The organism is Niabella ginsenosidivorans, from assembly GCF_001654455.1.
Lineage (GTDB): Bacteria > Bacteroidota > Bacteroidia > Chitinophagales > Chitinophagaceae > Niabella > Niabella ginsenosidivorans.
This window is the reverse complement of the sequence record NZ_CP015772.1, coordinates 3,012,182-3,038,778: the sequence shown is the minus strand read 5'-3', so window position 1 is coordinate 3,038,778 and position 26,597 is coordinate 3,012,182. Positions and strand designations below refer to the sequence as shown.

The 26,597-nt window shown below is 45.4% G+C and carries 20 protein-coding genes and 1 tRNA gene; 8 read left to right on the top strand and 13 right to left on the bottom strand.

Annotated features, from left to right (window positions below; all coding sequences use genetic code 11):
- Positions 1–65 precede the first annotated feature (65 nt).
- Positions 66–395: a DUF6934 family protein gene (locus tag A8C56_RS12630; protein WP_067756553.1), complete on the bottom strand. Its 330-nt coding sequence runs from the start codon at positions 393–395 to the stop codon at positions 66–68.
- 197 nt (positions 396–592) lie between these two features.
- Between A8C56_RS12630 and A8C56_RS12625 the strand changes: the two genes are divergently transcribed.
- The 8 genes from A8C56_RS12625 (at position 593) to A8C56_RS12590 (ending at position 17,206) form a co-directional block, all read left to right on the top strand.
- Positions 593–3,469 (top strand): sugar-binding domain-containing protein, encoded by a 2,877-nt coding sequence (locus tag A8C56_RS12625; RefSeq protein WP_084490188.1) that lies wholly within the window; start codon positions 593–595, stop codon positions 3,467–3,469.
- Between the two features lie 211 nt (positions 3,470–3,680).
- A complete protein-coding gene (locus A8C56_RS12620; RefSeq protein WP_169818775.1) occupies positions 3,681–5,207 on the top strand; it encodes a sulfatase in 1,527 nt (508 codons plus the stop codon).
- Positions 5,208–5,282: 75 nt separating this feature from the next.
- The gene (locus tag A8C56_RS12615) at positions 5,283–8,024 is read left to right on the top strand and encodes a glycoside hydrolase family 2 protein (RefSeq protein WP_067761968.1); all 2,742 of its coding nucleotides are present in this window, start codon (positions 5,283–5,285) and stop codon (positions 8,022–8,024) included.
- A 270-nt stretch (positions 8,025–8,294) separates the two neighbouring features.
- Entirely contained in the window at positions 8,295–9,632 is a 1,338-nt protein-coding gene (locus tag A8C56_RS12610; RefSeq protein ID WP_067756547.1) for a sugar porter family MFS transporter, read from the top strand.
- A gap of 44 nt (positions 9,633–9,676) precedes the next feature.
- A complete protein-coding gene (locus A8C56_RS12605) occupies positions 9,677–12,988 on the top strand; it encodes a DUF5107 domain-containing protein (protein ID WP_067761966.1) in 3,312 nt (1,103 codons plus the stop codon).
- Between the two features lie 441 nt (positions 12,989–13,429).
- Entirely contained in the window at positions 13,430–15,466 is a 2,037-nt protein-coding gene (locus A8C56_RS12600) for a glycoside hydrolase family 2 protein (RefSeq protein ID WP_067756544.1), read from the top strand.
- A 145-nt stretch (positions 15,467–15,611) separates the two neighbouring features.
- A tRNA-Leu gene (locus A8C56_RS12595) sits at positions 15,612–15,695 on the top strand.
- A gap of 407 nt (positions 15,696–16,102) precedes the next feature.
- Positions 16,103–17,206 (top strand): site-specific integrase, encoded by a 1,104-nt coding sequence (locus A8C56_RS12590; protein ID WP_067756542.1) that lies wholly within the window; start codon positions 16,103–16,105, stop codon positions 17,204–17,206.
- Positions 17,207–17,509: 303 nt separating this feature from the next.
- On the opposite strand, the gene A8C56_RS12580 is transcribed toward A8C56_RS12590, so the two are convergent.
- The 12 genes from A8C56_RS12580 to A8C56_RS12525 all read right to left on the bottom strand — a co-directional run bounded on the left by A8C56_RS12580 (position 17,510) and on the right by A8C56_RS12525 (position 26,597).
- Entirely contained in the window at positions 17,510–17,797 is a 288-nt protein-coding gene (locus tag A8C56_RS12580; RefSeq protein ID WP_067761965.1) for a hypothetical protein, read from the bottom strand.
- Positions 17,798–17,829: 32 nt separating this feature from the next.
- The gene (locus A8C56_RS12575) at positions 17,830–18,456 is read right to left on the bottom strand and encodes a hypothetical protein (protein ID WP_067756535.1); all 627 of its coding nucleotides are present in this window, start codon (positions 18,454–18,456) and stop codon (positions 17,830–17,832) included.
- Positions 18,457–18,467: 11 nt separating this feature from the next.
- A complete protein-coding gene (locus A8C56_RS12570; protein ID WP_067756532.1) occupies positions 18,468–18,854 on the bottom strand; it encodes a hypothetical protein in 387 nt (128 codons plus the stop codon).
- 9 nt (positions 18,855–18,863) lie between these two features.
- Positions 18,864–19,790 carry a hypothetical protein gene (locus A8C56_RS12565; protein ID WP_067756530.1) on the bottom strand — a complete coding sequence of 309 codons (927 nt, stop codon included), beginning with the start codon at positions 19,788–19,790 and terminating at the stop codon, positions 18,864–18,866.
- 63 nt (positions 19,791–19,853) lie between these two features.
- The gene (locus A8C56_RS12560; protein WP_157097968.1) at positions 19,854–20,642 is read right to left on the bottom strand and encodes a hypothetical protein; all 789 of its coding nucleotides are present in this window, start codon (positions 20,640–20,642) and stop codon (positions 19,854–19,856) included.
- Positions 20,643–20,717: 75 nt separating this feature from the next.
- Positions 20,718–21,542: a conjugative transposon protein TraN gene (gene traN / locus A8C56_RS12555; protein ID WP_084490186.1), complete on the bottom strand. Its 825-nt coding sequence runs from the start codon at positions 21,540–21,542 to the stop codon at positions 20,718–20,720.
- A gap of 27 nt (positions 21,543–21,569) precedes the next feature.
- A complete protein-coding gene (gene traM / locus A8C56_RS12550; protein ID WP_067756520.1) occupies positions 21,570–22,904 on the bottom strand; it encodes a conjugative transposon protein TraM in 1,335 nt (444 codons plus the stop codon).
- The gene (locus A8C56_RS12545; RefSeq protein WP_157097967.1) at positions 22,888–23,385 is read right to left on the bottom strand and encodes a hypothetical protein; all 498 of its coding nucleotides are present in this window, start codon (positions 23,383–23,385) and stop codon (positions 22,888–22,890) included. Before A8C56_RS12545 ends, traM begins: the two co-directional genes overlap by 17 nt.
- Positions 23,386–23,396: 11 nt before the next feature.
- Positions 23,397–23,999 (bottom strand): conjugative transposon protein TraK, encoded by a 603-nt coding sequence (gene traK, locus A8C56_RS12540; RefSeq protein WP_245645447.1) that lies wholly within the window; start codon positions 23,997–23,999, stop codon positions 23,397–23,399.
- 15 nt (positions 24,000–24,014) lie between these two features.
- A complete protein-coding gene (gene traJ, locus A8C56_RS12535) occupies positions 24,015–25,259 on the bottom strand; it encodes a conjugative transposon protein TraJ (protein WP_067756513.1) in 1,245 nt (414 codons plus the stop codon).
- A gap of 64 nt (positions 25,260–25,323) precedes the next feature.
- Positions 25,324–25,959, bottom strand: a complete 636-nt coding sequence (locus A8C56_RS12530; RefSeq protein WP_067756511.1) for a hypothetical protein — start codon at positions 25,957–25,959, stop codon at positions 25,324–25,326.
- Positions 25,956–26,597, bottom strand: coding sequence for a hypothetical protein (locus A8C56_RS12525; RefSeq protein WP_157097966.1), 642 nt, complete (start codon positions 26,595–26,597; stop codon positions 25,956–25,958). Before A8C56_RS12525 ends, A8C56_RS12530 begins: the two co-directional genes overlap by 4 nt.

The window sequence follows — 26,597 nt, the reverse complement described above, 5'->3', positions numbered from 1 at the left end:
GTCATAATGCTTATTAATGTATCCACGGCATATAGTAATTCTTCTGTTATAATTTTTGCATTCGTTCAGGCATTTTTTCTGCATGTTGATTTACAGTGCTCAACAAACTCCGGTCTTCCGTCATTGCCCTGTACCATTAAGATGCTGCCTCCAAAATTTTTAAAGAAAACAGGAATAGTACTTAAAATAGTATTTACATGATGAAGAATGGCATCATTATCTAAATCATAATCACCAAAGCCAAGGTTATATACATTTCTGCCATTTAATTTTTGTACAAACGCATATTGAATCACTTTTACAACATCTTGCTGACCTTTGCTTATAAAAAAGAACTTAAGATCCCGGGCCGACTTGTCATGTTGCAACTCGTAAATATCCTTTAAATGGCTCATTTGGTGTATAGGTTTTGAGCAACAATTTTTGGTGTTCTATTACTGGACGCTTTGCCAGTATACTTACTTTTTATAATTAATAAAAGTCGATCTTTCCCACAAGTCGCTCATGTCCCACAGAAGCCCTATTGAACTCAACATCAGAAAATCTATCTTTTTCCGAAGATTAGCCATTGAAATTACAACAGGTTGATGCTATGTTTGAACATGAAATACGGAGGATGCTTGCCGGATTGCCGGCCGTTTTTATGAGGACAGACTTTTTAAGAATACGGATAGCCGTTATTGTTTGGTGCACGTTGTTGTGCACGTATGGCAATGCACAGTCACCCATCGGGGAACGCATTTTCCTGAATGGTAGCTGGGGCTTCCGTATGGATCAGGAAGGCGTTGGAATTGCCCGGCACTGGATGGACAGTCTGTTTACCGAAACAATACCTCTGCCCGGTTCTATGGCGTTATGGCATAAGGGTATCAGGAATACTCAACCCACTACGCAACATTTGAATGAACTGTGGTCTTATACCGGCAAAGCCTGGTATCAGAAACGGGTGCGCATACCGGCAGCCTGGAAGGGTAAGCAGGTAACGCTGCATCTGGAGCGTACCAAAGCAACGACTTTGTGGCTGGATGGAGTGCCGGCAGGTAAAAGCAGGCTGTTGTCTGCCGCTCAGGTCTTTGAACTCAATAACGCGGAACCCGGATGGCATCTGTTAACGATCTGCGTAGATAATACCCCTTCGCTTTTTGCTGTGGGTGGTTCACATGCATTAAGCGTACATACGCAAACCAACTGGAACGGCATTATTGGAAATATATTCATTGAGTGCCGTAACCGTTTTCGGTTGGAACAGGTCAGGGTGCAACCGGATGCGGAGAAACGGCTGTTTCAATTCAGGATCCGTTTAAGCGGTCGTTACGCCAATTATAAAACGGCCCGGGTAAGAATACAGGCTACTGCATGGAATACCACCAAACGGCATAGGGCAAAAACGCAGTGGTACAACCTGGCTTCTTATAAGGCGGATAGCGCTCTGCTGCTGGATTATAAGCTGGGGCAGCAAGCATTGTTTTGGGACGAATACCATCCGGCACTTTACTGCATTACGGTAACGCTGTACGATCAGAAGGGTATTGCAGACAGTCTGACGCTGAATGCCGGCCTGCGTACGTTCCGGCCAAAAGGCACACAATTCAGTATTAATAACCGGGTCACTTTTCTGAGGGGAAAAACGGAAAGCTGTGTATTCCCCTTAACAGGATTTCCGCCCGCAACTACTGCGGAGTGGCAGCGGCTGTACCGGATCGCAAAACAGTACGGCATCAATCATTACCGTTTTCATTCCTATACACCACCGGAAGCGGCTTTTGAAGCCGCAGATATTGAAGGCATTTATATCCAGGCAGAGTTGCCCAACTGGTCAAACTTCAGCAGTAAGGACAGTTTCCGGAACCGGTTCCAGTATAAGGAAGGTAAAGCCATCCTGGATGCCTACGGGAACCATCCTTCTTTTGTAATGTTGTCGCTGGGAAATGAGCTGGCAGGAGATGAAGCTGTTGCAGGCAGAATGATAAAGGAACTGCGGGCATATGATGGCAACCGGCGGCTTTATGCCATTGGCTCCAATGCTTTTTATAACGATCCGCACCCGGGTACTTCAGATGATTTCTGGGTAACGATGCGTACCGGTAAAGAAACCGCCGATGGCTGGTTTGATGTGCGGGGTGGTTTTGCTACAACAGAAGATATCGGAAGCGGAATTTTAAATACCATGCGCCCCGGTACCCGGCGCAACTACAGCGAAGCCATCCGGTCTTACCGGTTGCCGGTGGTGGGGCATGAAGCGGGGCAGTACCAGATCTATCCGGATTATACGGAGATACCGCAATATACCGGCGTACTTCAGCCGGTAAACCTGGAGATCTTTCGCAGGCGTTTACAGCAAGCAGGAATGGGTGATCAGGCTGCTGATTTCTTTAAGGCATCGGGCATGCTGGCAGTGCAATTGTACCAGCGGGAAATTGAAATGGCCCTGGGAACACCTGGCTTCGGGGGCTTTCAGTTACTGGACCTGCAGGATTTCCCTGGTCAGGGTACAGCACTGGTGGGATTGCTGAATGCTTTTATGCGCAGCAAAGGATTGGTTGGCCCGGAGGCTTTCCGGCAGTTTTGTAATGACCGTACATTGCAGGTGCTGATGGACAAATATACCTGGACAAACGATGAACAGTTCTCCGCGGATATCCGGTTGGTGAACTACAGTCCGCAGGATCTTTCCGGGAAGACCATCCGCTGGACAATAACCGGCCCGGGGCACCGGCTGCTGAAAAGCGGGAAGCTGCAGATCGCAAAAGGAAACGAGGCTATAATACCTGTTGGAACGATTCTTTTTCCTTTATATAATATTGCTGCAGCCACAAAACTAATGGTGCAATTGGAGATAGAAGGTACGGCTTACCACAATAGCTGCCCCATCTGGGTATATCCGTCCAGACTGCAACTGACCATTCCCACCGGAGTGATCATTTCAGAGAAACTGGATGATAAAACCATCACACAATTAAAAGCAGGGGCAAAAGTATTGTTGTTCCCGGAACAGGAAAGCATAAAGAAGCGGTCAGTAGGAGGACAGTTTATCAGTGAATTCTGGAACTGGAAGGTGTTTAAGGATGCGGCGGAAAAACAACAGCGACCGCAGTCAGCTGGTACATTGGGTATTTTCACACGGCCGGAGTTACCCTTGTTCAGTCATTTTCCAACGGAGTTTTATACCAGCTGGCAATGGTGGACCATTGTAAAGCAGGCACGGCCGCTGATCCTTGATGCATTGCCGTCTGGTTACAGGCCGCTGGTACAGGTGATCGATAATATTGACCGGAACCATAAGCTGGGACTGATCTTTGAATGCAGCGCGGGTAAAGGAAAATTGCTGGTTTGCATGTGCCCGTTGGATCAGTTAAAGGAAGACCCGGCTGCAAGGCAATTGTATTACAGCATCCTGCGTTATATGGATTCAGACCGGTTCCGTCCATCCACGATGTTGAGCTTTGAACAACTAAAAGAAATTTTGTAGTTTGATAATAAGATCAAAGAGTATATGAAAATAAAAGGATGTAAAATTATTGTTCTATGCCACATAACCTTTAGACAGGGCGCGAAACAAACATTGTTTCATTTATAACGAAAAGTGAAACCAGGAGCGATGGAAGCTGCCGAAATTTTTTTATATGCTGTTGAGGGAAGAGCCTTGCAGTATGATTCTTTTTGGTAAAAATTATTACAAAATGAAGACTGTTGAAAACATAGAAAGAAAACAAAAGAAGGTGCGTAGTTTATTAAAATGGAAAATTGCTATTCTATGCCAGGCGTTGACTTGCATGGCTTTTGCGCAGGGAGTAGTGCAAACTTTGCACCGGCACCGGCCAAATATAGTTTTTATTCTGGCTGACGATTTGGGATGGATGGATATCACGCCATATGGAAGTACTTTTTACGAAACCCCTAATTTGTCCAGGTTGGCTAAAGAAGGAATGCGGTTTACAAATGCTTATGCTGCTTCGCCGGTTTGTTCCCCTACCAGGGCCAGTATTATGACAGGAAAACACCCGGTAAGCATGGGGCTTACAGATTATATAGGTGCACCTGATCCTCAGAAGATTTTAGATAATCCTAAGTTGAGAGCACGTTATCCTTTTTTGCCTGCACCTTCTGTTTCAAAGATGCCGCTAGGCGAAATAACTATTGCAGAGGCCTTAAAAAAAGCGAACTATACAACTTTTATTGCCGGTAAGTGGCATTTGGGAGATAGCGCTGCATACTGGCCGGAGCATCAGGGGTTTGATATCAATAAAGGTGGTAATTCCATGGGACACCCTAATCTTAATGCAAAAAAGAGATATAATGGATATTTTTCTCCTTATGGTAATCCACGTTTGGATGATGGTCCTGACGGGGAATACCTGCCCCTTAGACTGGCAGAGGAAACAACCCGGTTTATTGAAGCCAATAAGGAGCAGCCTTTTTTCGTTTATCTGTCATTCTATTCGGTGCATACCCCTTTACAAACCACTAAGGAACTGGAAAGAAAATATACAGATAAAAAAGAAAAACTTAAACTGGATGACCGGTTCGAAAATCAAGGAGAATTAAAGGTAAGAGCCAATCAATCTAATGTTATTTATGCAGGAATGGTGGATGCTATGGATCAGGCTATCGGGCGTGTTTTAGATAAGCTCACGGAGCTAAAATTGGATAAAAATACATTGATTATTTTCTTTTCTGATAATGGCGGTTTGTCCACATCAGAAGGCCATCCTACATCAAATGCACCGTTACGTACCGGCAAAGGATGGTTGTATGAAGGAGGTATCAGGGAGCCTCTTATCGTAAAGTGGCCGGGCATCATCAAACCCAATACAATTAATACAACACCGGTCATGAGTACTGATTTTTACCCAACCCTATTGCAAGCGGCCAACCTGTCGTTAATGCCACAGCAACATACAGGCGGGATAAGTATTCTGCCCTTATTTAAAGGTGGAATAATAGCGCCCAGATCCTTGTTCTGGCACTATCCTCACTTTAGTCCGCAGGGAGGAACGCCTTCATCAGCCGTGCAGGAAAAAGGATGGAAACTGATTCACTCCTATGTTGGTGATAAATATGAGTTATATAATCTTGAAAAGGATATCTCTGAAAAAATAAACCTGGCAGACAGGTATCCCCGAAAAGTAAGCGCGTTAAAATCACAGTTGTTTGGTTGGCTGAAACAACAGGGAGCTTTATATCCCACTCCGTTTCCAGCAAATTAATTGTTGATCAGTATCATTTATTGAAGATTTTTTTTCAGTTCACTTATAAAAAATGTTATGTTATTACCAACCATCATGAAACAATTTTTATTTTGCTGTTTTCTTTTTTGTGTTATACAGATCCGGGCGCAGCAGGAGATTTCCCTGGCCGGTACCTGGAAGGTGCGACTGGATAAAGCAGACCGGGGTGTAGCGGAACAGTGGTTCAGCAAAGATGAAGGTCAGCCTGTAAAGTTGCCCGGAACACTGGATGATGCCGGTATTGGTGAGCAAATAAAGCTGGACACGAATGTGATGAACAGGGAAGTGATGATCCGGCTGACCCGTAAACATACTTATATCGGACCAGCCTGGTACAGCAGGCAGATAGTAATCCCCGCCGGGTGGAACGGTAAAGTGATCCGGCTGTGCCTGGAACGCGTGATCTGGAATACACAGGTTTGGATCGATGGCAGGGAGGCCGGTACAGATGAAAGCCTGAGCACTCCGCATGTTTTTGAATTAAGTAAATACCTTACGCCCGGAAAACACCTGTTAACGCTCCGCATCGACAACAGGAAACAGCATGATATCTCTTACCAGGATATGGCACATGCGTATACCGATGGAACGCAGATCATATGGAACGGCGTTATCGGTGCCATAGAATTAAGCGCCGGCAACCAACTGGGGGTGGCTGCGGTACAGGCGTATCCGGATGCCGCACAAAAGAGTGTGGGGTTAAAGATAAAGCTGGAAAATCTCACTTCGGGTGTGCAAAAGGCTATATTGCAGGCAACGGTATTTCAGGGTACAAAACGGGTGGGCGCACGCAAAGTACCCGTTACGCTGCCACAGGGCACAACCGGTAAGGAGATCGGATTAACACTTAACAGCAATACAAAATTGTGGGATGAATTTGACCCGCAGTTATGCCGGGTAGCGGTTGCATTGCAGACAGCCGGTGGAAAGTTGCTGGACCGGAAAGAGACCCGTTTTGGGATAAGGACAATGACGAGCGATCAGCAAACCCTGCGGATCAATGGCCGCCCGGTGTTTTTAAGAGGTACACTGGAATGTAATATATTTCCTTTAACCGGGCATCCGCCCATGACGCGTGAGGGCTGGCTGAAAGTATTCCGAACTGCTAAAAGCTATGGCCTGAATCACCTGCGGTTTCACTCCTGGTGCCCGCCGGAAGCTGCTTTTGAGGTGGCAGATTCCATAGGCTTTTATTTGCAGGTAGAGCTGCCTTTCTGGAGCAAATATGCGGGGAAAGATACTGCTACCAACCGGTTCCTGGAGAAGGAGGCAAAGCGCATCAGCGAAACTTATGGTAACCATCCCTCATTCTGCCTTTGGTCATTGGGCAATGAATTGCAGGGCGATTTCAACTGGCTGCACGGCTTGCTGACCCGGCTGAGGCAAAAAGATAACCGGCATCTGTATACCACTACCACGTTTACATTTCAGAAAGACCACGGCCGCTGGCCGGAAGCCGGAGATGATTTTTTTATTACGCAGTATACCAAAAAAGGATGGGTAAGAGGGCAGGGAGTCTTTAATGACCATGCGCCCGATTTCTCCACCGATTATACGGCAGCGGTTGAAGGAGCGCCGGTGCCCCTCATTACGCATGAGATCGGACAATATTCTGTATATCCCAATCTCAGGGAAATTAATAAATATACAGGCGTGCTGGACCCCCTGAATTTTAAAGCGGTGCGGAATGATCTCCGGAAAAAGCACCTCCTGCAGCTTGCAGATTCGTTTACGCTTGCCAGCGGCATTTTTGCAGCGCAATTGTACAAGGAAGAAATGGAGCGGGCATTAAAAACAAATGGCATCAGCGGGTACCAGTTGCTGGACCTGCATGATTTTCCCGGGCAGGGTACGGCACTGGTGGGCATCCTGGATGCCTTCTGGGACAGCAAACAACTGGTGCGGCCTGAAGAGCACCGGATGTACAGCTCAGCAGTAGTGCCATTGCTCCGTTTCAGCAAAGCGGTTTATACAAATGATGAAGCGTTTGAAGTTACTGCAGCGGTAGCTAATTTCAGCGCGGGCGCATTGAAGCGGGTGTTGCCGCAGCTGATCATTAAGGACCGTTCCGGAAAGATCCTGTTTACAAAAGAGTGGCAGGCAGCCGACCTCCCCTTAGGAAATAGCAGCCGGATAGGGGAGGCGCGGTTTGCATTAAACAGTATAAAGACAGCCGAAACGCTTACAATAGAACTGTTACTCAAAGGCACTGAGTATAAAAATAAATGGCGGATATGGGTGTATCCGGCAACGGTTGAGGAAAAAGCAGCGAATATATTCTTTACCCGTTCGTTTACGGAAGCCCGCCGGTTATTGGAAGAAGGCAGGAATGTGTTATTCAATCCGGATACGGCAGCCCTCAAAGGGGTAAGCGGCCGCTTTGCTCCCGTGTTCTGGAGCCCTGTACATTTCCCTGATCAGCCGGGTACCATGGGTATTCTGTGCAACCCGGAGCACCCTGCGTTACAGCAGTTCCCAACGGCATTCCATAGCGACTGGCAATGGTGGGAGCTGATCACTTCTTCAAAAACAATGATCATTGATTCTTTGCCGGACATGACGCCCGTGGTCCGTGTGATCGATAATTTTTTTAAGAACCGGAAAATGGCAAATGTGTTCGAGGCGCGTGTAGGAAAAGGAAAGCTGCTCATGACCTCCATCAATATTGCCGACCGGCTGGAAGAGCGGCCTGCAGCGCGCCAGCTGCGTTACAGCCTGTTACAATATATGAAGAGCGCAGAATTTAAGCCGGAAACAGTGCTCACAACAGAGCAACTGCTATCGCTGAAAAAATAAAGTAACCGCCTGTTTTTTTTAGTTTGCGGGTCATCGGGGCAACTGGCAGAACATGGAGTGCTATCCGCATGATTTATATGGATATCTGCATGTCTCCCAAGTCCCACATGTCCCACCAGTGCACTCCGCTTAGCCTGTTTTGTTCCGATTAGGAATTTCTTAAAGGATGCTTAGCGCTATCTTCATAAAATAATCCTTCCTTTTCATAAGGATATCCATTCTATTTACCTTTTTATGTGCGCATCTTTGTGCTGCAAAAATCGCTTCAGTATGAAAAGTCAGTATTCATTTAATACATCCTATATTATCGGCATCTCCTTTATTTCGGCACTGGGCGGTTATCTTTTCGGGTTTGATTTTGCGGTGATCGCCGGAGCGCTACCCTTCTTAAAAGAACAGTTTGGGTTTAATGAGGTGCAGGAAGGCTTTGCAACCGCTTCGCTGGCGCTGGGATGTATCGGAGGATGTCTGCTGGCAGGCCGGATTTCCGACCGCTGGGGACGTCGTAAAGGATTGATGCTGGCCGCAGCGGTGTTTTTTATTTCTTCACTGGCAATGGCATTTTCTCACAACAGCGTGGTGTTCATTGCTGCCCGTTTTGCTGCGGGGATCGGAGTGGGAATGGCATCTGTTTTGTCGCCAATGTACATTGCAGAAGTGGCGCCCACCAATATGCGCGGACGCATGGTGGCCATCAACCAGCTGACCATTGTGATCGGGATTTTTGTGACCAATCTGGTGAACTATAGTTTGCGGAATGAAGGAGCTGATGCCTGGCGCTGGATGGTAGGACTGGGTGCAGTACCTTCTGCGCTTTTTTTACTGGGCGTTTGCTGGCTGCCGGAAAGCCCGCGCTGGCTGGCCAAGGCGGGGCATCTTTCCCTTGCGGAAAAGATATTAAAAAAGATTGGTGGCGGGGACTATGCCGTGCACACATTGGCGGCGATCCGGAAATCGGTGGCAGGCGATACCGTAGTACGTTATAAGGACGTATTTCAGCGCTCCGTTTTTCCGGTAGTATTGGTTGGTATTGGCCTTGCGGTATTCCAGCAGCTATGCGGCATCAACGTGGTATTCAATTATACTGCAACTATTTTTGAAAGCGTGGGCTTTAGCCAGGATAATCAGCTAAAGCAAACCGTATTTATCGGCCTGGTCAATATGATCTGTACACTGGTGGCTATGTGGCAGGTAGACCGGCTGGGACGAAAACCGCTGATGGTGCTGGGCGCCATCGGGTTGGCGGTACTCTATGTAGTAAGTGCCACCCTGCTGAAACAAAGATCCGCTATGGCTTCCTGGCCGTTGCTGGCTGCCATCGGGCTCTATGCAATGACCCTGGCTCCTGTTACGTGGGTATTGATCTCGGAAATATTTCCCAATAAAGTAAGAGGTGCAGCAACCTCCATTGCGGTACTGGCGTTATGGGCTTCGTATGCCGTGCTGACATTTACATTTCCGATACTGGCGAAAAAATTAGGCACCTACACACCCTTTTATATTTATGCAGGTGTCTGCATTTTAGGCTTTTTATTCATCAGGTACCGGGTAAAGGAAACCAAGGGAAAATCGCTCGAAGAAATGGACGCTGTTTTTTCGGGACATTGATCATAACAGCAAAAAATTTTTCTACAATACATAAAAAGAAGACAATGGAAGTGCATGCATGGCAGGAAGTGGTTAAGATTCCCACCTATAAAACCGGGCAACCCGATAAGAACCCGATGTTTCTGGAAAAACGCGTGTACCAGGGAAGCAGTGGCGTGGTATATCCTTATCAGGTAATTGATAAAGTATATGATGAAAAAGAAGAGAAGGAGTGGATCGCCTTATTCCTGGAGAATGAATACCTGAAAGTGATGATCCTGCCCGAACTGGGTGGTCGTATACAGATGGCCTATGATAAAACGAACGACTATCATTTCGTTTATCACAACAGGGTCATTAAACCGGCACTGGTAGGTCTTTTGGGCCCCTGGATCAGCGGTGGTATTGAGTTCAACTGGCCCCAGCACCACCGGCCCACTACTTTTGATGCGACCGACTTTAAGATCGTTGAAAATAAAAACGGCAGCAAAACCGTATGGGTAAATGAGTACGAGCAGCTATTTGGTACCAAGTGCGCACTGGGCTTTACATTGTATCCTGATAAGGCCTATATTGAGCTGGAAGCAAAGTTGTATAACCGGACCCCTTTTCCACAAACCTTTTTATGGTGGGCTAACCCGGCGGTTGCAGTAGATGAGCATTACCAGAGCGTATTTCCCCCGGATGTAAATGCTGTTTTTGATCATGGTAAACGGGATGTGAGTTCCTTTCCTGTTGCAACAGGCACTTACTACAAGGTAAATTATTCACCGGGCACTGATATTTCGATCTATACAAATATACCGGTACCTACCTCTTATATGGCGGTAAACAGTGCCTTTGATTTTGTGGGAGGATATCATCATAAAAAAAAGGCAGGTATTATGCATGTGGCAGATCATCATATAAGTCCGGGTAAAAAACAATGGACCTGGGGCTGTGGTGAATTTGGTAAAGCCTGGGACCGGCAACTTACAGACGAGGATGGTCCTTATTTTGAGCTGATGTGTGGGGTGTATACCGATAACCAGCCGGATTTTAGCTGGATCATGCCCAATGAGGTAAGAACCTTCAAACAATACTTCATGCCCTATAAGAACATCGGGTATGTAAAAAATGCGTCAATAGACGCCATGGTAAACCTGGAAACCACGCAGGACACTGCCATTGTTCAGGTATATGTAACACAGGAGCGGACAGTAACCGTTCGGCTGAAGCAGGAAGAAAAGGTGCTCTTTACCGGAACGGCGGTACTATCGCCCCGGAAAAGTTTTGAAGAACATATCTGCGTTGCAGGCGCATTTGACGCCCGGCAGCTGAGGGTGGAAGTGCTGGATGAAAACGGGAAAGCGCTGATTGCCTATACTCCGGTAGAGCGGAATACGGATGCCATACCGGATCCGGCAAAGCCGGTACCGCAACCGGAAGAGCTTTCCACCAACGAAGAACTTTACCTGGCCGGCCTGCACCTGGAGCAATACCGGCACGCCACTTACTCCCCGCTGGATTATTATTCGGAGGCATTAAAGCGGGATGCAACAGATGTGCGGTGCAATAATGCAATGGGCCTCTGGTACCTGCGCCGCGGGCAGTTTGAAACTGCGGAGCCTTATTTCCGTGCAGCAGTGGAAAAACTTACAGCTAAAAATCCTAATCCTTATGACGGGGAGCCTTTATATAATCTGGGGCTTTGCCTGCGGTACCGGCATCGTTTGGAAGAAGCAACAGACTGGCTGTATAAAAGTACCTGGAATGCTGCCATGCAGGACAATGCTTACCTGCAGCTGGCATACATTAGTGCACTTCAGAACAACTGGGAGGCCTGTGCGCAATTTGCTGAAAAATCTGTTTTAAGAAACTACAACAGCCTGAAGGCACGTCATATAAAGGCGGTAGCGCTGCGGAAGCTGCAACGTGTGGAAGAAGCAGCTGCTTTACTAAAAGAAACCCTGACCATTGATGTGTTTGATTTCGCCGCCCGGTTTGAAGAATGCCGGCACCTGCAGCAGCAGGAAAGCACAGCTGTTGCTGAAAAAGAACTGCAACAGCTCCGGCAGCAGATGCGCAACCGTTCCTATTCATTTATAGAAATGGCATTGCAATATGCCACCGCAGGCTTATATGAAGATGCCACAGCATTTTTATTACTGACGGCAGACCATACAACAGATCCGATGGTCTGTTATTATCTGGGGTATTGGGCACATTTGTCCGGCAATGAGGGCCCGGCAAAGGAATGGTTCCTGAAAGCATTTCTCATGGGACCGGATGGCGTTTTCCCCAACCGTATTGAAGACATTGCGGTGCTAAGAACGGCAGTAGCATTGAATCCCGGGGATTATAAAGCCCTTTATTATTTGGGTAATTACTATTATGGAAAGCGGTTATATGATCCTGCCCGCACCTGCTGGGAGCAGTCGCTTGCTATAAACCCGGATTTTGCCACAACCAACCGGAACCTTGGGATTGCTTATTACAATAAATTCAATAAAAAAGAAGAAGCGCTTCGTCTGTTTCGGAAAGCGTTTGACGCGGACCCATCAGATGCAAGGGTTTTATTTGAACTGGACCAGTTAAAAAAGAGGTTTAATAATCTTCCTGAGCTCCGGCTGTCCTTCCTGAACCAGTATCCCGAACAGGTGCGGGAACGTGATGATCTGTACATTGAATACATCGGGCTGCATTCGCTGCTGGGCCGGTTTGAAGAAGCCGACCGGTTGCTGAAGGCCCGTAATTTTCATCCCTGGGAAGGCGGTGAGGGTAAAACCTCCGGGCAGCACGTGCTGATTCATGTGGAGCGCGCCAAGCAGGCACTCGCAAAGAAGGATCTGGACAATGCCAGAAGGTTGTTGCATATGGCGCAGGTATATCCTGCAAATCTGGGAGAAGGAAAACTGTACGGCGCACAGGAAAATGATATTTATTACTGGCTGGGATGCGTGGAGGAAGCCGGCGGTAACTGGTCTGCTGCAAAGAGCTGCTGGGAGAAAGCCGCGGTGGGGCTTTCAGAACCAGCCCCCGCTATCTATTACAACGATCAGCAGCCGGATAAGATTTTTTACCAGGGGATGGCATTACAGAAATTAGGCAGGCAGGAAGAAGCGGAGCAACGGTTCCGTAACCTGATCCGGTACGGCGAAGCACACCTCAATGACTCGGTGGCGATTGATTTTTTTGCAGTATCCCTGCCCGACCTGATGATCTTTGATGATGATCTGGATATGCGCAACAGGATTCATTGCTGCTACCTGATGGGGCTGGGTTATCTGGGACTGGGCAATGCAGCAAAGGCAGACCAATACCTGAATAAAGTATTGGAACTGGATCCGGCACATACCGGTGCGGCAATACACAGGATCCCAATGCCTGTAGGATGAAAGTAAACGCTTTATCTTTAAAATGTAATATGCCCGGATTTATGAACAGATCCGGGCTTTTTCTTAATACAACAGTGATATGCATTATAGACCTGGAACAAACGCTGTACCCCTGTTCTTCCGCTGGTTCGTCTTTTCCAAAAACGTTTTAGCCTGATTAAAATGCCACTTTCCTAAAAGGATAACGGGTACTGCTTTGTGCAAACGTTTGAACCGGAAAGGGTAAAGTATTTTTTTTATTTTAGTAGGCTGCTGGTTGAACGTATGGTTAATGAAAACCTTGTATTGACCCGGTACAAAGAACCCGTTAATGATCGGGATCGGGCAATGGCAGGGAGAGATAACATTTTATAATTCGTGTAAAGCAGTGCAGAAGAGCCCGGGTAAACAACCCTTCAACTCCTGATTTACCTGATTGACAGAATTTTTAATGACGATGATATGATAAGATCGGTTTTATTTTTTGTTCTTGCCCTGCTTTGTGGCAACCAACTGACTGCTCAGGGCAGTCGTAAAATAACTGCTTTCAATACGGGATGGAATTTTACAAAGGATACAGTTGCCGGTAAGTGGGAAGCGGTTACATTGCCCCATACCTACAATAAGACCGATATGCAGCTGGGTAAAAATTTTTATACGGGAGATGCCTATTACCGGAAACAATTTTCAGTAGGCGACCAACTTAAAGGAAAAAGGATTTTTTTAAGGTTTGAGGGGGTTGGCGAAATTGCTACTGTATACGTTAACGGTAAATTTTTAACAGAGCACAGGGGCGGCTATTCCGCTTTTGCATTTGAGATTACAAATGTTATAAAATACGGTGCCCTGAATGAGTTGCTGGTAAAGACCAATAATGCGGCGCACCCGGATATTATTCCTGTTAATCATTTCCTGTTCCCTGTTTACGGGGGCATTTACCGCCCCGTAAGCATGATCGTAACGTCACCGGTAAATATTACCGTTACTGATTATGCTTCTTCCGGCATTCAGATCATACAGAAAGAGGTTTCACCAGAAAAAGCGCATATAACCGTAAATGCGAAGCTGGAAAACAGGGAAATGCATTACCGGGATGTGATAATGAAAACGGCCCTGCTGGATAGCAAAGGGAACCTGGTGGTGGAAACACAAAAGAAGATAGCCTTAAGCCCCCAGGGAATTACTTATGCCAATGATTCGCTGTATTTGAAGAACCCCCATCTGTGGAATGGCATAAAAGATCCCTATTTGTACCGGGTTGACGTATCATTGCTTCGGAATGGGCAGGAAATAGACCGGGTGGAGCAGCCTTTGGGCATCCGGAACATTGAACTTATAGCCGGTAAAGGTGTTTTTCTGAATGGCGTAAAATACCCTATGTACGGTGTTACCAGGCACCAGGATCGCTGGCAATATGGTAACGCCCTTTCACCCGGGCAGGAAAGAGAAGATATGCAGCTGATAAAGGAAATAGGGGCTACAACCATCAGGCTGGCCCACTATCAGCAATCGGATCATATTTATTCACTGGCAGATTCCATTGGCTTTTTAATCTGGGCAGAGATCCCTTTTGTAAATGCGGTAACCACCAAAGAAGGAGCCAACGCTAAACAGCAGATGGAGGAACTGGTACGCCAGAACAGGAACCATCCATCTATTTACATGTGGGGCATGCATAATGAAGTGTATTCAAAAACAAAAGATGATTATGTGCCGGTACTGACCCGGGAACTGAATGATATTGCAAAGACCAATGACCCTTACCGGTATACAGCTTCTGTGAATGGATATGGTACGATGGACCGGCCCGAGAACCTTGCAGGCGATGTGCAGGGCATGAACCGCTATTATGGCTGGTATGAAGGCGCCATTGACGATCTGGAAAAATGGGCGACCACCATAGAGCAGCAATACCCGGACTATAAGGTAATGCTTACGGAGTACGGCGCCGACGGCAATATAGATCAGGGCTCAGACACTTTGCCTGACCGTAAAAGCATTGATCCGGTATCCGGCCAGTTCTCCCCGGAAAATTACCAGACGGAAACACACATACATCAATGGGCCATTATTGAAAAGCATCCCTGCATACTGGCCTCATATTTATGGAACATGTTTGAGTTTGCCACGCCTTTATGGAACAGGGGCGGGGTGAACGCTCGTAATCTTAAGGGGATTGTTACTTTCGATCGCCGGCGGAAAAAAGATGCTTTTTACTGGTATAAGGCCAACTGGAGCCCGGAGCCGATGGTATACCTGGCTAACAGGCGCGACAGTATACGCACAGGATCTGCAGCAACCATCCAGGTTTTTGCAAATATGGGACCGGTTGTCTTAAAGCTGAATGGTAAAACAATAGCTGGACGCGCCGGTGTTAACGATAAGCACTGGCTGTTTGATGTAACCCTTAAAAAAGGTAAAAATAAGATCGAAGCAATTGCCGGGAAAGGCAAAACCTGTTCAGATTTGATGTACTGGACTTTAAAGCAGGCCAGGTGAAAACGACAATATCTGCATACAAAATGGCTGCCTGGCGTAGCGACAGCACTCTTTTATTTTTCTTTTTAAATAGCGATCAGAATTTGAAGTATATTTCAAAACAAATTGTTTGATTTTTCATTTTTTCAACTATATTTGCGCTCCCGCCCGGGTGGCGAAATTGGTAGACGCACTGTCTTCAGGTGGCAGCGTTCGAAAGGATGTGCTGGTTCGAATCCAGTCCCGGGCACACAAAAAAGGTTGTAAGTGATTGACTTACAACCTTTTTTAATTTTGCGTGTGTCAAAAAAGTGTCGCTTTTTTACGCTTGTTTCCACCATTAATGACACATATTTGACACACGGGTATGACACACGGAAATTACTGGATTCTTACCAGCACAAAACAGGCACAATGCTGCCGAAATCAACTCCCTTTTCAGGATTTTTTTGACCGATTGACACACGGTTTGACACATGAAATGACACACACAACTGCCAAACCGGCCAACTGTTGCACGCAAACGAATGTGACGCAGAAAATTTCTTTTTCACGATTCTTTCCACAGTCTTCCTCCATTATCAATGGATACAATAATCCCGGTATTCCGGCACATTCATTGACTACGAATTTTATCACCTTTAAAATGCAGAGGGTATGAATATCGGGAGAAGAAAGAACGCGAAAGGCGATAAGTATCTTTATTACTATGATAACGGCAGGGGTAAAGGCCAACGCCCCTCCATGGGCTTATTTCTTTACGTAAAACCTCAAAACGCTGCAGAGAAGCAGCATAATATTGAAACAAAGGCTTTAATTGATGTAAAAAAAGGCCAGGCTATTTTGGATCAGCAGTCAGTGGGAACAGGATTTATTCCCCAGCATAAGTTTAAGGCGAATTTCCTTGATTACTATGCTGACTATGTGGAAAAGAATAAACGTAAAGGTAACCGGCACCTGCAAAATAGCTTCACGCAGTTTAAAATATTTATCAATAAGAGTTTTGTTGCTCCAATTGAAATTACGGAGAACCTCGCCAAACGGTTTAGAAGATTTTTATTAGATCATTTCACCGGCGATACGCCAATGAATTATTTTTCCCGTTTTAAGTGGGTAGTCAATGCAGCTACCAGCGATGGTTATTTTCGTGAAGCGCCCACTGAAAAAGTAGCAGCACGCGCTAACCCAAGCAAACATTTAAAAGAGCTATTAGAAGTAGAAGAATACTTCGCTTTGCTGAAGACCCCCTGTTCCAATCAGCAGGTACAATTTGGTTTCCTGTTCACCTGCTATACAGGGGTAAGATGGTGCGATGTGGAAGACCTGCGCTGGCATCAGTTAAACGGAAACAAGCTTACAACACGCATTATACAACATAAAACAGGCCTTCCCGTTATGCTGTACTTGCACCCGGTAGCTATGGCAATATTAAATGTGCTGAGGCCCACAGGTACTGAAGAAGAATATGCTGGCCAGAAAGTATTTGCGCTTCCGGGTCAGGACGCCTGTAATAAGATTCTCGCAGAATGGATGCGCACTGCAGGTATCAATAAGCATATTACCTGGTCCTGCGGTCGGTTAAGCTTTTCTATATTGCTACAGGATCAGCGGGTAGATGATGCTACTGTAGCCTATTTAATGGGACATGCTACTACCAAACAAGTGAGCAAGAATTATAAAAGGCACCGGCCCAAAGATCAGACGTCAACTATACATCTGTTACCTCTCCCGAAACAGTTGCCACCCATATTCAGTAATTAGGTTTTCACAGCGGTTTTATGCAGAGAGGGTGCTCCGTTCATTATTTTATGCAGGTCCTCCCGCCTGTAATAACCGCTGTCATTTTTTACGATTCCAAATTCCTCACATTTCTTAGCAAATTGTGTATGTCCCAGGTTGCAATAAATGTAGGCCTCCTCCGGTTTTAAATACGGCTTGAAACATAACGCAACTCCCTTCATTATAATCAAATCGTCCTTTCTTATCACAAAACATTTTTTAAAATTAAAAACAAACAAAGCCCTTTCGGGCTTTATCTTACTCACAAAATCTCCGGTAATTTAATTACCGGTCCAGTTCCACCAAATACACCAGGCTCCCCAGTATCGGGCTGTATGATCGCAGGTATTTTATATATCCATACCCCTCCAGTTCCTTCATACATTTATGATAAGTGGTTCGCCCGATCTTTGCCACCTCCCGCAAACGGGCCTGTGTTACAGATACAGGGCTTTTTCCATTCTGTATGCACCACTCCTGGAATATAGCCACATATAACGCCACATGATGCGGCCCTATCCGGTGATCCCGGCTTGCCCTGATAAAAAAGCCAATCAACTGCTTCAAATACATACTCACTGCTTTTATAGTTAACGAATATTGCATTACCTGGATAATTCCGAACCGCGAGGTGATTTACCTGTGTCTTGAAATTTATCCATCACTTCCTTTAAAGTATGCTCTTTCCAAAAATCAGGTTCTGTAATTTTTTGCAGATATTTCTGCACACCCTCAACTGAATAGACGATATGACCTGATTCAGGCGTAGTGTTTTGCCGAGCGAAATTTTCTGCATCCAGAACCCCTTTAAATCCAATGAACCTTTCTTCCGGTGATAATAAAGGATTACCTTCAAATACAACGAACCTACTCCCATCGCGTTGCATTGTTTCGAGAACTTCCCGGAGTTTAGGTATGTCGTCTTTCATAAAACATCCCCCCACTTCAAGATTTAATATATTGGGATCGTAGAAATAAGGAGGTTTAGCAACTGAATATTTAGGGACATGCTGCTCCCACAGCTTTATTGCTTCTTCAACTCCACCATTCAATCTCGATAATGCTTTAAGCTCTTGCTTTATTCCCTCAACCTCATTAATACCCAAATTCCACTCCCAAGAGCTATCTGAATATTTAAAATACCAATCCGCTTTAGCCATTTTGCGGGAAAGAAAACTTACAAATGCCTCTTTTAAATCCTGTTCATTTACCATTCTGACTTCTTTATCCATGATAATTAATTTTATCTTGATAGCTGTTGGTCGTTTGATTTTATTTCCTGTCCACTTTCAGCAACCTTTTTTTGCTGCATATGCTCGACGATATCAAGTAATTGTTTTATTTCTTTTTGCATATTGACCAGCCAAAGCCTTTCTTTGTCGTGGAGCAGCCTGTCCATTCCCTTTTCAACGGTATTAATGGAGCGTACCGCATAACTTTCACGATTTGTCGTACATTTATACGCATGTTCATGTGCTTCAACAGCGGTTTTGAAAACTGCAAAATCTTCCTTTGTCAAACCCTGCTTACCCATTGGGAAAGACACAAAACGATTCCCGTTTTCGATCTCGATGCGTAACTTATCCCTGATTTCTAACGCATCATTACTATATGCACCTCCGTCTGACATATCTTAGATTCATTTTTCCCTTGACAGATCATTTCCACGTGGGGGTTTTTGTTCCGGCTGCTGTTCCAATGATTGTTCCTTTTCCTTTTTGCTATCCAATTGCTGCTCCACTTCATCTTTGAGCAGGCTGATAGACCGTATTATTACCTTCCCTTCAATGGAGGAGCTTTGCCGCCCGATATGTTCCCAAGCGTCGAAGACCGACCGAACGAAAGAAAAGTCTTCTTTTTTTAATTGATCTTTACCGGCAGGAATTACAGCATAAAAATTTCCTTTATCCCTTTCAGCCTTTAATACATTTTTAAGCTCTATTGCGTCTTTCTCCGTTAACTTTCCTGTCAATACAGCATTTTTCATATACTCCTGCTTTCTTTGCTGATCCATTGTTTGATGAATCCTGATTGAGCTTATTAAAAAGGCCCTGCTTTCGTTCTGCTTTATTTGTATCATATAAGGCGTTTCCGCATCCCGTTCCCATCGCATACCTTTAATCTGAAATTTTGTAAAATCGGCGCTGATATAATCCTGTAATTGTTTTTGATCTACTTTAATATTTTGGTCACGAAGCCGTTTTACAAGATCCTCAGTGAATATTTCCCGGCGTGCTCTTTCCAGGTAATGAATATGGGCGGTATCTATGATAATATCCTTTAGCTCCAGTCCGGGTGATCTGGTTAACTGCTGCAATTCTATTTTTCTGCATAGCTGTTCCTGCACAGATAAAATAGGAAGTGTTTCCAAATACACATTTTCTTCTGATCGTTTACAGTAACTGTAATACAGCGCTTCTGATTTATCTTTAAAAAAGCGAATGGTTTCTGCGGGAAAAGGCTGCTTATCATCTCCCGTGCTAAGACAGACATATCGGTCGCCATCTTTCAATGCCCGGTCAAATACCTGGGTAAAGTATTCCGCATCAACTCCTGCTATCTTCATGGTATGAAATTTTCAAATTTCCCTTTCCAAATAGATACTGCTACAAGGCCATAATGACTATTACTACAATTTCATAAGCTCCCGGAAAAAATCGCTCGCTTCTGATCCGGTAGCAACACTAAGTTCTCCGATAGCACAGGTGATATCAATCATCGTAGTGGCAATCCATTTTCCGACCCTTGTAAAAAGACTTAATGGACGGACTTCTTTGGCTGTAACCGATGCAAGACCAGCCGTTTGAAATTGCCGGAACAGCGCATTAGGGTCATATTCTCCCTTTAGTTCAGGGTCTTGTATCCAGCGGTACCCGGAATATCTGGCAATGGAAGTAGCTTTTAAAATAACTTCCTGATCCGCATCCGGCAGCCCGCTTTGCAGTACATTTTCTTCAAAGCACCTGACAGTATTTTTAAATTCCGGGTAAGTGCAGCTATCCATTGAAACGTCTTCTATTATTTTAACAAGATGGGCTAATCTTGTTTTTACAGAATCGCTCCATCTGTACCGGTCAATAAAGCCGTTAACATCCGTGGCAGCGTCCATCACTTCCTGCGGGATTTTATTAAAATGGTCCTGAGCAAGCTCCGGCCAGTTCTTCATGCGATAGAACTTGCGGATATAATTACAGGATGCGCTGAACCCGGCGCAGTTGCCAGTCTTTCGCTGCTGTTCGATAGAATCCAGGATAACATTATGCCAATACCCAAAGCTGTCATAGGGATTCTGCAGGTTAGCCGGTTCGGTCTCTGATACTGTTGGGGCTGACTTTGCGTTTTCGCTTTTTTTGCAGCCCGTCGAAAAAATGATAAGTGCTGTGCACGCGATTATAATAGATTGAAAGAATATTTTCATTTTTCTTGATTTATTAATTGTAAAAAGATGGTTTACCGGTTGTGCTGAAAACAACAGCATTGCTGTTTTCCTTAATTAAGGCAGCCGGTGTGCTTTGAGAAAAAACCTGCTTTTAATAGGCAGCACGATCATACGGCCTCCGCTTTCGTCACTTGCCTGCACGATTAACCGCTGATGTTTTGGCACTGTGAAAGGTTTAAAAGCAACAGGCCATACGGATGATGCATTTCCTTTAACCGTGTACAGTGAAGGCTTAAATAGTGGAAGTATTTCTGTTTCATTAAGGGCAGTACGTTTCACCTGCTTTTTATCCCGCAGGAAGAAACGCAGATACGCCGGTTGAAAATCCACCTCGGATTGATTGGTTATTCCCAGCTTCAGCCACAGGTTCTTTTCAGAATAGAACATGCCGTTTAATTTCAGGTTGAGCGCCTGTTCATTTTGTTTCAAATGCATAAATGAGCGCTTCGCTGCTACCTGCCAGGCTTCCTGTTCCAGCAGCCGCGCATTAGGCAGGTTACCGGCCAACTGCACCGGTCCGCCATTTGCAAAACTGATGTTCAGGTTGGATGGGTTGTCGGTATAATGAAGGACAAAAGAGTAGAATGTATCATCGTCCGTTACCACAGAAATGTTGGTAGGTGTAAACTGTTCGGTACCTGCTTTTAGTTGCAGGATGTTTTCAACATTTTTTGCTTTCTGGGCAAGCACTGTATTACTGCCAATATCAACACTTTTAACCGCGTAAGGGAAAATCAGGTTGGTAGTCTGATGATAACTGACGGAAATGTCATAAGGTGCAATCGTTGTTGCAGGTAGCTCTGTATCCTGCGCTATTACGGTTTTAACTGCAAAGAGAAAAAAGATCCCCATTAACCGGGACACACATAATCTGTTCATCACTTGGAAAATTTAAAAGGTTAAAAATTATTTATCTTTCTGATTATCGTCTTTGAGCAATACAGGATAACCGGCTGCTAGTGTAACCCGTACCAGCCTGGCGCTTCTGCCTACCAGGTTCTGCGCCATGTTTAAACCAGCGGTTGCCATCTGCGCACCAAAGGAAGGATCGAGCGTACCAATCGTTCCCAAACCCTGCATGGATTGGGCAGCAGATTTTTTTGCAACATCACGGGTAATGGCTCCGGGAATATTGATCCCTGAAAGCCCATCCTTTTTATCATAGACCGTAAGCGCTACCGGCAGTATCCTGTTATCATACTCAATAGAAGAAATGGCGATTTGTAAACGCTCACCATTCAAAGAGGCCTGTCCATATACAAAATGATTTTTGGGTACTTTGACGCCAGCGATATAAACGTTTTCCAGTAGCCGCATTTTCACTGTTGCGCCACTTACAATGGTTTGTGTTTCGGGTATTACCGCGGGTATCGCAGGACGGGACTGCGTTTGCGCACCTGCTTCCTCCAAAGAATAAAACCGGTTGCTGTTCATGTAAGACTGGAAAGCGTCCGGCAAAGTATCGCCCTTGTACCGGTTGACCATTGCTGAAAAATCTTGACGGGGTTCCAGCCGGGAGATCACATTTTCAGGTGGCGCTTCCAAAGCAAATGCTTGCTTTTTATTCTGCTCCGATTGTTGGCGAAGTTTTTCCTGCACCCGTTCGGGGTTTTGGATGTCCATAATTTTCTCTAACATTCCATTTAATTGTGTTAGTTCCGCATCCGGCTCCTTATTACCCTGCATTTGCTGCATCATATTTTCCAGCCGTTCGATATCAGGATTTACAGAGTTGGAAGATTGTGCCGGTTCCGGGGCTGCTCTCCCCGGTTCCGTGTTTAGTTCGCGCTGCAGCCTGGATAACTTTTGATATACCTTTTGCTCATTGCGATCCGGTTTATAAGGAGTAGTTACAGGATCATGGCCATACTGCATTTCGGCTAAATCTGCTTCTGATACACCTTTCATGCCGGATGCTTCGGTATCTTCATCATCTAAAGACCAGAACAAAGGATCGTTGCGCAGTTGCGATTTTAATTTTGCGGAATCTTTATCAGCCTGCTCATAGTACCGCATCTTATCCCAGTTGCTGTCTTTGGCAGGAGCTGCTGAAGGCAGGTTTAAATTGAGGCCCTGTAAGGCTGCCACCGGCGATGCCTGCTTTGCATTGCCCACCAGCCCTGTTGTCCATAACAGCAGGATCAAAAATGGTACAATGAGTACGGGCGCTATTAATAAAAACTTTCGTTGCCGTAACACTTTAGCAGAATGCTGCGTACTTTCCTCACTTTTCTCTTTCATCTTCATTTGTTTTTAATTGTAATTGATATGCTTGTTCAATAAAAGCCAGGCTATCCAGCAAACCCGGCCTATACCTGGCGATACTGTCATAAACAGCCTTGCCTTCTTTAGTTTGTTGTAAGCTGTCCAGGTAGCGGCGAAAAGATTTTATACGATACAATTCACGACCGGTCAGCTCCAAATCATTATTATCATTGTTTGGGATAATGATCGTATGGGCCGGAACCTTCATATTCTGAATGCGAATACTACCGGCTGAAGAGCGTAGCGAATGCCAGATCGTAAAAGCAGAGCTGCCACCAAACAATACACAAAACAGCACCAGCCCGGCAATCGTTTGCCTGCGCGAGAGCGTAGCTGTCTTTTGGTTCAGGTAGTTCGCTGCACGGCGCTGGCTGCGTTCCACTGACTGTCCTAACTTTTGAAATACCCCATGCATCACCGAGGGTTTGTCCCTTCTTCTCCTGAATAGCTTAAACATAACTCATCGTTTTAACGGCTTTCTGTTTTAATATCCTGGTTACTGATAATTTCCCATCGTTCAATCAAAAAACCGTGATTATTGTTATCACTTTGCACCAAACCCGGCCTGATATATCCTGCTGTAACAATACTGCGCGTCAGTACGGAAGTTGGGCGGGTAATATATTGGCGGCCCACACAACGGAACTTATACGGAGCTTTTTCCATGTCCAGCTCAATACTGTCTATTTCTATAGTCTGTGAAATATTACCCGATATCATATTATTGTAGTACCCGGCTTCTTTCATGTTCTGATAGATGCGGCGAGCTGAACCGTCAGCCAGGTACAGGGCTTTAGTGATCTGCGACTGGATTGCTTTTTCATCCGGAGATAAAGTGAAAAACAATGTATGAAAGGTTCGGATATGATCCCTTAATTCTACGGGCAGGTTCCGGTCCTGTGCAATCGCCTCAACCAGTTTTCCGTTTATCAATACATAGACTTTACCCCGGCCTGCAATCAGCGTAGCGCTCGTACGATAGACTACATAACCGCAGAGCAGTAAACTACCTGTTACAATTAGGATAGTAAACATCCGCATATACTGGAACGCCGTATCTATATTTTTCATTTTTCTGAACATACACTACTCTTTTTCCTTATCCTTTTTACCGCCTTTAAGTTTATCATACATATAAGCGCCTGCACCACCTATTTTGCTGCCAATGTCCGCCGCCGTACCTGAGCCTCCGTCTTTACCGGAATACCCCTGATGTATATTGTAGGGCGTTTTCATGATATTACCGGCTCCGGCAAGTGCACGGCCTGCCATTGCACCCGCAACACCACCTGCTGCCATAGCTGCACCGGTAGCCTTGCCGGTAAGGGAATCGCCGCCACCAACCCAAAGCACCTGGTTGGCAATATTGGGTACAGAGAAATAACCCATGATGCCGATAATGAGAAATATCATGTAGCCCAGATCGGTACGGCTGAAAAAGGTATCGCCGGTTTCTGCTACCTGGCTGATGTCAATTTGTAACATCTGTTCCTGGATCTTGCCGATCACTGCCCCGAAAAGATTCGCAATAGGTAACCATAAGAATACATTGATATACCGGGCCAGCCAATGTTTGAGCGTATGACCGAAGCCATCAAAGACGCTCAATCCGAAAACCAACGGCCCCAGGATGGCCAGTATAATTAGATTAAAAGTGCGCATCGTGTTGATGGCAAGGGACGCCGCAGCAAAGAGTAGCTGCAGCACTTCAGCGATTACTTCTTTAATACCATTGCGGAAATTGTAACCAAATTTGGCGGCAGCGAAGCGAATATCATTGCCGACACTTTCCATCCAGCCCTCATCGTCGGGGTTTTCATCAGGATGCGTGTACTTGTACCATTTGTCCCGGTCGCCTTCCCCGGTAGGGCCTACATACATCTGGTAGACATCAGAATTTTTTACCGCCTCCTCTTTTTGCTTCAGCAAAACAGCAATAGCAGCGTCCGATTTGTCTACCATACCTTTGGTACCATTAACCACCGGCTGCATTACGCCCTCAATCAGGGCGATCACGGACGGGAAAAAAGCCACTGCCGCGCCGATAACGAACGGTTTGAATAAAGGGTAGAAATCAATAGATTCAGCCCTGGATATATGTCCCCACACCCTCGCAGCGATATACCAGAGCGCCGCAAACCCTGCAAGGCCGCGTCCCACGCCGATCAATTCGCTGCACATCGGCAGCATTTCCGCATGCAACTGATCCAGGACGCTATGCAGGCTTTGTATTTCATCGGCCCATCCGCTGATTGTCTGCGCCTGCGTTGTTATTGGCAATAACATGCCCACTACTGCGATAAGCGTCGCAGCTTTCCAAGCTCTCCTCATTTTTATTCAAGATTTAATCTCTCACTAATCCAACGCACACTATCCGCATCAAATCCTAAAGTAATCAGGGTTCGTCGTACAACTCCTTCATAACTTTTACGTCTTTGTTTTCTTTAGCCCGCTGTAAAGCCAGTACCTGGGTTTGATTATTAAACCGGCGCAGGAACGATAATTTGTCTGCCATATCTTTATAAATATCATCAATAGCAGATAATCGTTCTTCATCCGACATGCGCAGCTTGTTAGCCGTAATAACCACCAGCAGATCATCCAGGTTCTCCAGGCTTTCATTCACCAGCTTTCCATATACCTTGCCGATATAATTGATCTCGCCATCAAGGAATTGTCCACTTTGCTTGAATCGGCTAAAAGCTGACTTATATTCCTTTACCAGTCGCAACTGATAATCTATAATATCACCGACCCGTTTGTATTTTCTTACAGCCGGGCTGACTTCCATCAACCCGTCCAAAAACACCTGGTGCAATTTGAAATTACCTTCCGAGATGTTCTTAATCGTATTATACCCACCCGTCAAAATTTCATAACCCTTTTTGAGATCAGAAAGTATCTGTTTAAACTGCGCCAGCTTTTCAATGTTCAAAGCCAGTTGCGCCAGTTCTGTTTCCTGCGCAGATACCCGAACCGATCCAGCTAAACATAAAAACATCACCACTATAACCATCCACCACTTTTTCATTGTCCGTATATTTTTTGTAGCGTATTTACATCTCTTAATTCCCGACTACGCTGTATTTGCAGCTTGCCGAGGTCCTTACAAAAACTATTGATAAAACTGTAACGATCTTTCATTGCTGCATATACGCCATCAATCCGTTTGATCCGTTCATCATCGCTTAGTTGCAGTTTACCCGGGCTCAGGATTTGTGTCAGTTCATCTATCAGCTCATTACAACCATTCGTTACATGAGTAAAAACCTTTTCTGTATAGCCCAGTTCATTAGGATTAAAACGCTCGCTTGCCTGTGCTGCTTTCATTGCCTTTCCTGAAAGTTTTACAATTTGTATGTTCAGCGTGATAATATCCGCTACCCGGCTGTAATTTTTTACATTGGGATTGATCGTCTTCAGCCCGTCAAAGAATACCTGGTCTAATTTGAAATGCCCGCCCTTAATATCGCCAATGGTATTTAACCCGGTTTTCGCAATTTTATAGCCCTTTTGCAAATACCCGATATATACCTGTAATGCTGCAATCTGTTGCGTGAGGTATTCGGTTTGCGTCTTTTTCTGGCTGAACCATTCTTTGATGCCCTGCGCTCGTGTAACCGGAACAATCGCCATACATACAATTATTGTCATAAACACTCGTTTCAT

Excerpts from the sequence above, each read along its gene's own strand:
- A8C56_RS12630 (WP_067756553.1), bottom strand. The coding sequence starts at position 395 with ATGAGCCATTTAAAGGATATTTACGAGTTGCAACATGACAAGTCGGCC.
- A8C56_RS12625 (WP_084490188.1), top strand. The coding sequence starts at position 593 with ATGTTTGAACATGAAATACGGAGGATGCTTGCCGGATTGCCGGCCGTT.
- A8C56_RS12620 (WP_169818775.1), top strand. The coding sequence starts at position 3,681 with ATGAAGACTGTTGAAAACATAGAAAGAAAACAAAAGAAGGTGCGTAGT.
- A8C56_RS12615 (WP_067761968.1), top strand. The coding sequence starts at position 5,283 with ATGAAACAATTTTTATTTTGCTGTTTTCTTTTTTGTGTTATACAGATC.
- A8C56_RS12610 (WP_067756547.1), top strand. The coding sequence starts at position 8,295 with ATGAAAAGTCAGTATTCATTTAATACATCCTATATTATCGGCATCTCC.
- A8C56_RS12605 (WP_067761966.1), top strand. The coding sequence starts at position 9,677 with ATGGAAGTGCATGCATGGCAGGAAGTGGTTAAGATTCCCACCTATAAA.
- A8C56_RS12600 (WP_067756544.1), top strand. The coding sequence starts at position 13,430 with ATGATAAGATCGGTTTTATTTTTTGTTCTTGCCCTGCTTTGTGGCAAC.
- A8C56_RS12590 (WP_067756542.1), top strand. The coding sequence starts at position 16,103 with ATGAATATCGGGAGAAGAAAGAACGCGAAAGGCGATAAGTATCTTTAT.
- A8C56_RS12580 (WP_067761965.1), bottom strand. The coding sequence starts at position 17,797 with ATGTATTTGAAGCAGTTGATTGGCTTTTTTATCAGGGCAAGCCGGGAT.
- A8C56_RS12575 (WP_067756535.1), bottom strand. The coding sequence starts at position 18,456 with ATGGATAAAGAAGTCAGAATGGTAAATGAACAGGATTTAAAAGAGGCA.
- A8C56_RS12570 (WP_067756532.1), bottom strand. The coding sequence starts at position 18,854 with ATGTCAGACGGAGGTGCATATAGTAATGATGCGTTAGAAATCAGGGAT.
- A8C56_RS12565 (WP_067756530.1), bottom strand. The coding sequence starts at position 19,790 with ATGAAGATAGCAGGAGTTGATGCGGAATACTTTACCCAGGTATTTGAC.
- A8C56_RS12560 (WP_157097968.1), bottom strand. The coding sequence starts at position 20,642 with ATGAAAATATTCTTTCAATCTATTATAATCGCGTGCACAGCACTTATC.
- traN (WP_084490186.1), bottom strand. The coding sequence starts at position 21,542 with ATGAACAGATTATGTGTGTCCCGGTTAATGGGGATCTTTTTTCTCTTT.
- traM (WP_067756520.1), bottom strand. The coding sequence starts at position 22,904 with ATGAAAGAGAAAAGTGAGGAAAGTACGCAGCATTCTGCTAAAGTGTTA.
- A8C56_RS12545 (WP_157097967.1), bottom strand. The coding sequence starts at position 23,385 with ATGTTTAAGCTATTCAGGAGAAGAAGGGACAAACCCTCGGTGATGCAT.
- traK (WP_245645447.1), bottom strand. The coding sequence starts at position 23,999 with ATGAAAAATATAGATACGGCGTTCCAGTATATGCGGATGTTTACTATC.
- traJ (WP_067756513.1), bottom strand. The coding sequence starts at position 25,259 with ATGAGGAGAGCTTGGAAAGCTGCGACGCTTATCGCAGTAGTGGGCATG.
- A8C56_RS12530 (WP_067756511.1), bottom strand. The coding sequence starts at position 25,959 with ATGAAAAAGTGGTGGATGGTTATAGTGGTGATGTTTTTATGTTTAGCT.
- A8C56_RS12525 (WP_157097966.1), bottom strand. The coding sequence starts at position 26,597 with ATGAAACGAGTGTTTATGACAATAATTGTATGTATGGCGATTGTTCCG.